The 7,083-nt window shown below is 42.0% G+C and carries 4 protein-coding genes and 5 pseudogenes; 6 read left to right on the top strand and 3 right to left on the bottom strand.

Annotation, left to right across the window (positions count from 1 at the left end):
- The 5 genes and pseudogenes from L1D55_RS26455 to L1D55_RS26435 all read left to right on the top strand — a co-directional run.
- Positions 1-532, top strand: a 532-nt coding sequence (locus L1D55_RS26455) for an IS3 family transposase (protein WP_239919439.1), incomplete at its 5' end; no start/stop codon positions are given.
- Between the two features lie 528 nt (positions 533-1,060).
- On the top strand, positions 1,061-1,288 hold the full coding sequence (locus L1D55_RS26450; RefSeq protein ID WP_102463808.1) for a hypothetical protein: 228 nt from the start codon (positions 1,061-1,063) through the stop codon (positions 1,286-1,288).
- A gap of 99 nt (positions 1,289-1,387) precedes the next feature.
- Positions 1,388-1,866, top strand: a pseudogene (locus L1D55_RS26445) (IS3 family transposase); the annotation flags it as partial.
- A 135-nt stretch (positions 1,867-2,001) separates the two neighbouring features.
- Positions 2,002-2,653, top strand: a pseudogene (locus L1D55_RS26440) (IS5 family transposase); the annotation flags it as partial.
- Positions 2,654-2,712: 59 nt separating this feature from the next.
- Positions 2,713-3,268 (top strand): annotated as a pseudogene (locus L1D55_RS26435) (transposase).
- A 123-nt stretch (positions 3,269-3,391) separates the two neighbouring features.
- Here L1D55_RS26435 and L1D55_RS26430 read toward each other — a convergent pair.
- The 3 genes and pseudogenes from L1D55_RS26430 to L1D55_RS26420 all read right to left on the bottom strand — a co-directional run.
- Positions 3,392-4,564: a hypothetical protein gene (locus L1D55_RS26430; protein WP_239919438.1), complete on the bottom strand. Its 1,173-nt coding sequence runs from the start codon at positions 4,562-4,564 to the stop codon at positions 3,392-3,394.
- A 938-nt stretch (positions 4,565-5,502) separates the two neighbouring features.
- Positions 5,503-6,175: pseudogene (locus tag L1D55_RS26425) on the bottom strand (IS5 family transposase); the annotation flags it as partial.
- Between the two features lie 4 nt (positions 6,176-6,179).
- Positions 6,180-6,633 (bottom strand): annotated as a pseudogene (locus L1D55_RS26420) (IS5 family transposase); the annotation flags it as partial.
- A gap of 309 nt (positions 6,634-6,942) precedes the next feature.
- On the opposite strand from L1D55_RS26420, the gene L1D55_RS26415 reads away from it, so the two are divergent.
- A partial coding sequence (locus tag L1D55_RS26415) for a helix-turn-helix domain-containing protein (protein WP_239918043.1) occupies positions 6,943-7,083 on the top strand: 141 nt, incomplete at its 3' end.

Raw genomic sequence — 7,083 nt, 5'->3', positions numbered from 1 at the left:
AGCAGCTCCTAACGTGCTTGAAAGAGATTTTAGTGCGACTCAACCCGATGAAAAATGGGTAACTGATGTCACGGAGTTCAAAGTAAAAGAGCAGAAAGTATACTTGTCTCCCGTTGTAGACTTGTTTACTCAGGAAGTGGTTGCTTATAGAGTGGCCAAAAATGCCTGTTTGCCGCTTGTCACGGATATGCTGACGGAAGCCATATCAAAGCTTAAACCCAACTCAAAGCCAATTATACATAGCGATCAAGGTTGGCAATATCGTCATCGACAGTATCAAAAAAAGGTAGCGGAGAGTGGGTTAACACAAAGCATGTCGAGAAAAGGTAACTGCTTGGATAATGCGGTTGCTGAAAACTTTTTTGCTTTACTCAAAACAGAGATGTATCACAACCAAAGCTTTGAAGATGCAGRTGCTCTGATAGAGCAAATTAAAGAATACATCGAGTACTACAATACCAAACGTATAAAAGTGAAACTAAAAGGCCTGACTCCGATAGAATATCGAACTCAGGCCTTGAAAGCCGCTTAACAGAAATGTCCAACTTTACGGGGTCACATCATTTCTCAGCGGCTTTCTTTAATGTGGTGGAGGGATAGGGGTTTGAACCCTAGAAACTCCGATATTCATTCATTAAATAACCTGATATCAATAACTTAATCATAACGCAGACTAAATTTGCTAATGATTGACTTATCAAATTGACTATAGTTTGTTATTCGTAAATCCGTCAAGTAACGCTTCTAAAATATCCTATATTCGTTCACTTTAGACTAAAAATCACTCCCGCTCACAGGCCGCGTTTACACTAAATCACCTATAGTTGAAACTTGGGCAAACAGGCGCTTACTAGCAGGGTAGCTGTCACTGTTAGAATTTAACCAGTTTGGGCGATGAAGAGTAGTTGTGTCTCGTATCTCAGTAGAAAGAAAAGAAGCGATATTGAAGAAGCTATTGCCTCCCTATTCGATGTCAGTTAAATAAGTGTCGGAAGAGGAAGGAATTAGCACTGCGACCCTGTATCATTGGCGGCAGTAACTCAGACGTTCAGGAGCCGCTGTGCCAGATAGCAACACTTCATCAGAGCAGTGGTCTGCTCAAACTAAACTTGCCATTGTAGCTGAAACCGATTCAATGACAGAAAGTGAACTCAGCCAATATTGTCGTGAAAAGGTCTTTTTCCAGAACAAATCCAAAGCTGGCGCAGCGAATGTATGCAAGGGTTTAAGCCGAGTAAAGAGCAGGAAGCCGAGAGCCATTTACGGGGAAGAGCCAGAGGGCGACTAACCTCAACCGATGAAAGGCAGACCCTAGTGACTCTTATCCTTGAAGCGAAGCAATACGGATGTCGTTTAGAGCCAGCTGACATGAAGTTCAAATAGACTGAGAACGTACCGTCGCTGGTATCAGCAAGGTGAAGTTCAAGCTGACAAAAGGCCAATATGCATCAGACCTGAGCCTGCTAACAAGCTGTCGCCGGAAGAGCGTGATGCGATTATCGAGGTGTGTCACCGTTCTGAGTTCGCAAGCTTACCTCCAACTCAAATCCTCCCGACACTGCTTGATAGAGGTGAGTATATCGCCTTTGAGTCGAGCAAATATCGAATACTGAGTACGCAGGGGCAACTCCACAAACGAGGTCGTCAGCGGAGCAGACAGAAGCAAGCGAAGCCAACAAGTTAGACAGCGACGGACTCGAACCAAGTCTAGACGTGGGATATCACTTACTTACCTTCAAGGGTTCGAGGCAACACTATTACCTATATGTCATTGAGGACATCTACAGCCGAAAAATTGTTGGTTATGAAGTGTATGATCATGAATGCGGTGAGTTGGCGTCACAACTTCTGCAACGAACGTTGATGTGAGAGCAATGCTTCAATCAAGCGCTGGTTTTTCACTCAGATAATGGTGCACCGATGAGGCCTTGTTGCGTAATTCAATGGAACTAAAACAAGAGCCTACGATCAGATGAGCTACGTCCACTCTCTCTTAGCCCTATGCCTAAACCTCTTTACAAAACAACCAACTGGAAGCAATACAACCAATCACTCATTAACCGTGGCTCTCTGACTTTTGGGATTGATGAAGAGGCAATAAGCGGGTGGGCGCAAAGCAAACAGAATAAGCGCGGGAGGCCACGGCGGTTCAGTGATTTAGCTATCACGACAGCACTCAGGGTGAAACGGATTTTCTATGCCACTGAGAGCGCTGCAAGGATTTATCGACTCGATATTTAGGTTAGTCCATGTACCGTTAAGTTGACCGCATTACACCTGCATCAGTCGTAGAGCCAAGCAAGTTGAGGTCTCATTTAAGACTAAAACGAGAGGGGCGATACAGTACCTAGCCATTGATTCTACTGGCCTTAAAGTTTATGGCGAAGGTGAATGGAAAGTCAAAAAGCACGGGACAGATGTCAAGCGTAGAGTCTGGCGAAAACTTCATATTGCCGTCGATACAAACACTTATGAGATCATTGCCGCCGAGCTTAGTTTATCAACGGTTACAGATGGAGAAGTCTTCCCGAACTTACTGAAACAAACACGCCGAAGTATCTTTGAGGTGTCTGGTGATGGCGCTTACGACACGGGAGCGTGTCACGCTGCGATTCAGATTAAGGGAGCCACTGCGCTCGTTCCCCCNAAGGATTTATCGACTCGATATTTAGGTTAGTCCATGTACCGTTAAGTTGACCGCATTACACCTGCATCAGTCGTAGAGCCAAGCAAGTTGAGGTCTCATTTAAGACTAAAACGAGAGGGGCGATACAGTACCTAGCCATTGATTCTACTGGCCTTAAAGTTTATGGCGAAGGTGAATGGAAAGTCAAAAAGCACGGGACAGATGTCAAGCGTAGAGTCTGGCGAAAACTTCATATTGCCGTCGATACAAACACTTATGAGATCATTGCCGCCGAGCTTAGTTTGTCAACGGTTACAGATAGAGAAGTCTTCCCGAACTTACTGAAACAAACACGCCGAGGTATCTTTGAGGTGTCTGGTGATGGCGCTTACAACACGCGAGCGTGGTCACCCTCGAAATCTCGCCGTGGGTTGCCAGAAATTATACGGCTCAAAGAAGTATTGGAAAGAGCGATATGGATACAACAGACGTTCACTCTCAGAAMCGGCGATGTATCRAGTTAAACAGTTGCTAGGAGGAATATTGAGCTTAAGAAATTACAATGCAAAGGTGGGTGAAACTTACGCGATGATAAAAGCGTTGGACAAGCTTACTGGGTTAGGCGCACCATTAACTTTATAGGATGAGTCTATTCTGATTAACTACGCTCTATCTGGGCTAGCAGAAATCTAGCCCAGATTCAAGATGACAAGTACCTAATTAAAAAGCGTAGCTATCAATTCAGAACAGGATTAGCACAAATTATCATTTAAAATCTTGAGCCCAAAATGACTGAATACCTGCTTTAGCAGAGGGCTTAGCGTCTCTAGAGGCAATACCCACTATAGTATGACCTGCTCCCATAACGTTCTGACAATGCCCTTCGTGTCCAGCCCAACTGCTATGGCCTGCATTATTTTTGTTGCCGTCAGTTCTAGGCTCTGTGTAACCAATAATTGGAATAATTGCTGATTTAGATTCTAATACGAATGCGTTTTGCGCATTAAGCTGTCCCCAATGACCTTGAGCATTTCGGTTATATTGTTCATCTGAGGTGATTTGCGCATCAGTTTTCAAACTATCATTCCAAGCGACTGGTGAAACGGCTGGGTAGACACCAGCTGGATCTTTCCCGTGCGAATCGCAATAACGTGCTGTAGAGCGCGCGCAGTTTGTTGCTATCACAGTTTGATACTCAATAGCACTACTTGTTACGCCCTTAGGAATATTAACGATCTTACACCAGTTTTTGCTAGCTACACTACCACCTGGAGAGCTCCCAAACACTGTACCATCAAGTATTTTACTTCCTGTCAGTGCATTGAAATCATAAACGTCAGTGTTAACATTATTGCTTACAGATAACGTAATCAATCCATTATTATCCACATTAAACAATGCATTTCCGACATTATTCGCAGCCGCTACTATATGTGGCCCTTGAATAGATAACCAGGCAGGTCCAAAACTATCTTCAAGTTGTTCACCATAAGCTTTTGCTAAGAATTCATATGTGTGTAGTGCGCTCTTAGCTCCAGATGAATCAATAGAAAAGACTGTTCCAACCTGTGCCAACTTTAACTTTGCATCCATTTTTGCATTTTTGAACTCATATGAGGCAAGCAAATTATTACTGCATTTCTGGCCAGTAGCAGAATAGCCATACGCATACTCTGCAATATTCCCGTCAACGGTAAGAACATTAGCATCACGTTGAGCAGACAATTGCGTCGATTTATAACAATGCCACTCGTTCCCATTTTGAATGATGATGGTCGCTTTTGCAGGACCTCCTATAGCAGGGGATGGTGATGTCGAGAATTGTATTTGTGTGTTAACGATATCTGCCCCTCCAAACAAAGGCACATTGTTTGACACTGCTATCTTGTCATAATGTTTGAAAGTACTGTTCTGCGAAGCATTAGCATTTTCAAGCAAACCATTAATTACAGTAAAGATATTACCTTTAGGCGTAGGTTGTACCGAATTGTTGATTCCACCAACCTTACTTGTAACCGGTCCTAATCCGCCGATTTGATTTTTTAACTGTGTTATTTATTGACTGGTTAATACACCTTTCGGCTGATTTAATAACGTCTGTATCTGTTGATTTGTCAATGTACTTACAGGTTGTTGCATTAAATTTGAAATCTGCTTAGGTGTTAAATTTTGTGTATGAGTATTTGTTCCATCAGAAGATGAATTACAAGCGGCAAGTAATACTGGAGCTAATAAAATAAAAAAAACGTGAATACATAGAACAAGTCCTCAGGATGATTATACGAAATACGAACGATGAAGTAATAATTGCACGCGATGTTCAATTAAAACAATTACATAAAAATCAATTGGATAGCAACACAGTCCCATATTGACGCTCAAAAAGCAGAGGAGATAATGCCCTAATTTATATTTATTTATAATAGTTAAAATCAATATAACCTTGAAGTTCTCAAATATGAGACAAGGTTTTTCTATGTATAAATCAAGAGTAAGCATTTAAATTTAAATTTAAATAATGTAATCAATAAATTAGACCACAAAAGCAGAACAAAATAAAAAAACAGTGTACATAATCGATTTATTTTGATACGTGACAGGTGAAAAATCGCTAAGTAATGTTAGGGATTATATGATTTTAGATGAACATTGAGTGTAAACCCTACTCAATATGAAGAATTTATCATAAATGAAATACAAAGAACCTTATAGATTTACATTTAAATAATAACAAAATATTCCCTTTTAAATATAAAAATGAATATATGTGAAGAGTTGTGTAAATTCGTAATGGCTTTGTTGCGTAATTAAATTTAGAGATAGAGCCACCCTGTTTCGCGTATTTCTTAGTCAATACGACAAGTTTCAGGCATACCTCACCCAGTAAGCTTGTCCAACGCTTTTATCATCGCGTAAGTTTCACCCACCTGTGCATTGTAATTTCTTAAGCTCAATCGTCCTCCTAGCAACTGTTTAACTCGATACATCGCCGTTTCTGAGAGTGAACGTCTGTGGTATCCATACCGCTCTTTCCAGTACTTATTTGAGCCGTATAATTTCTGGTAACCCACGGTGAGATTTCGAGGGTGAGCACGCTCCCAGAAGGCTGCCCCTTCTCTTGGGGGGAACGAGCGCAGTGGCTCCCTTAATCTGAATCGCAGCGTGACACGCTCCCGTGTCGTAAGCGCCATCACCAGACACCTCAAAGATACTTCGGCGTGTTTGTTTCAGTAAGTTCGGGAAGACTTCTCCATCTGTAACCGTTGATAAACTAAGCTCGGCGGCAATGATCTCATAATTGCTTGTATCGACGGCAATATGAAGTTTTCGCCAGACTCTACGCTTGACATCTGTCCCGTGCTTTTTGACTTTCCATTCACCTTCGCCATAAACTTTAAGGCCAGTAGAATCAATGGCTAGGTACTGTATCGCCCCTCTCGTTTTAGTCTTAAATGAGACCTCAACTTGCTTGGCTCTACGACTGATGCAGGTGTAATGCGGTCAACTTAACGGTACATGGACTAACCTAAATATCGAGTCGATAAATCCTTNCGGCAATATGAAGTTTTCGCCAGACTCTACGCTTGACATCTGTCCCGTGCTTTTTGACTTTCCATTCACCTTCGCCATAAACTTTAAGGCCAGTAGAATCAATGGCTAGGTACTGTATCGCCCCTCTCGTTTTAGTCTTAAATGAGACCTCAACTTGCTTGGCTCTACGACTGATGCAGGTGTAATGCGGTCAACTTAACGGTACATGGACTAACCTAAATATCGAGTCGATAAATCCTTGCAGCGCTCCCAGTGGCATAGAAAATCCGTTTCACCCTGAGTGCTGTCGTGATAGCTAAATCACTGAACCGCCGTGGCCTCCCGCGCTTATTCTGTTTGCTTTGCGCCCACCCGCTTATTGCCTCTTCATCAATCCCAAAAGTCAGAGAGCCACGGTTAATGAGTGATTGGTTGTATTGCTTCCAGTTGGTTGTTTTGTAACGAGGTTTAGGCATAGGGCTAAGAGAGAGTGGACGTAGCTCATCAGATCGTAGGCTCTTGCTTTAGTTCCATTGAATTACGCGACAAAGCCCGTGTTTTGCTCAGCTTAAGGCTGATATTGTAATATTTAACAAATCGAGCTTATCTCTGGTATTAACATATTCTAATACGTATTACTTTTTTCTTAATTTGATTCAGTAACATATAGTTAATATATCCCGAATTCAGATAATAAGTGCGACACTTCATTGGTAGGACTGAGGAAGACAGCCAATTGTTGAGATTGGTATGCTCTTCTGACCAAAGAAACAAGCAGTTCCAACATGAAGTATCAACAATTGACTGAAGGGAAAAGATACCAGATTTCAGCCCTTTTAGAACAAGGTGTATCAATAAAAAACATTGCCCTTGCCATCGACTGCCATAGAAGCTCAGTTTATAGAGAACTTAGCCGTAATAGTGGA

It is taken from the genome of Vibrio sp. Isolate22, assembly GCF_022398115.1.
Classification (GTDB): Bacteria; Pseudomonadota; Gammaproteobacteria; order Enterobacterales; family Vibrionaceae; genus Vibrio.
Note: the sequence above shows the minus strand (reverse complement) of the source record. Positions and strands in the feature narration are given on the sequence as shown.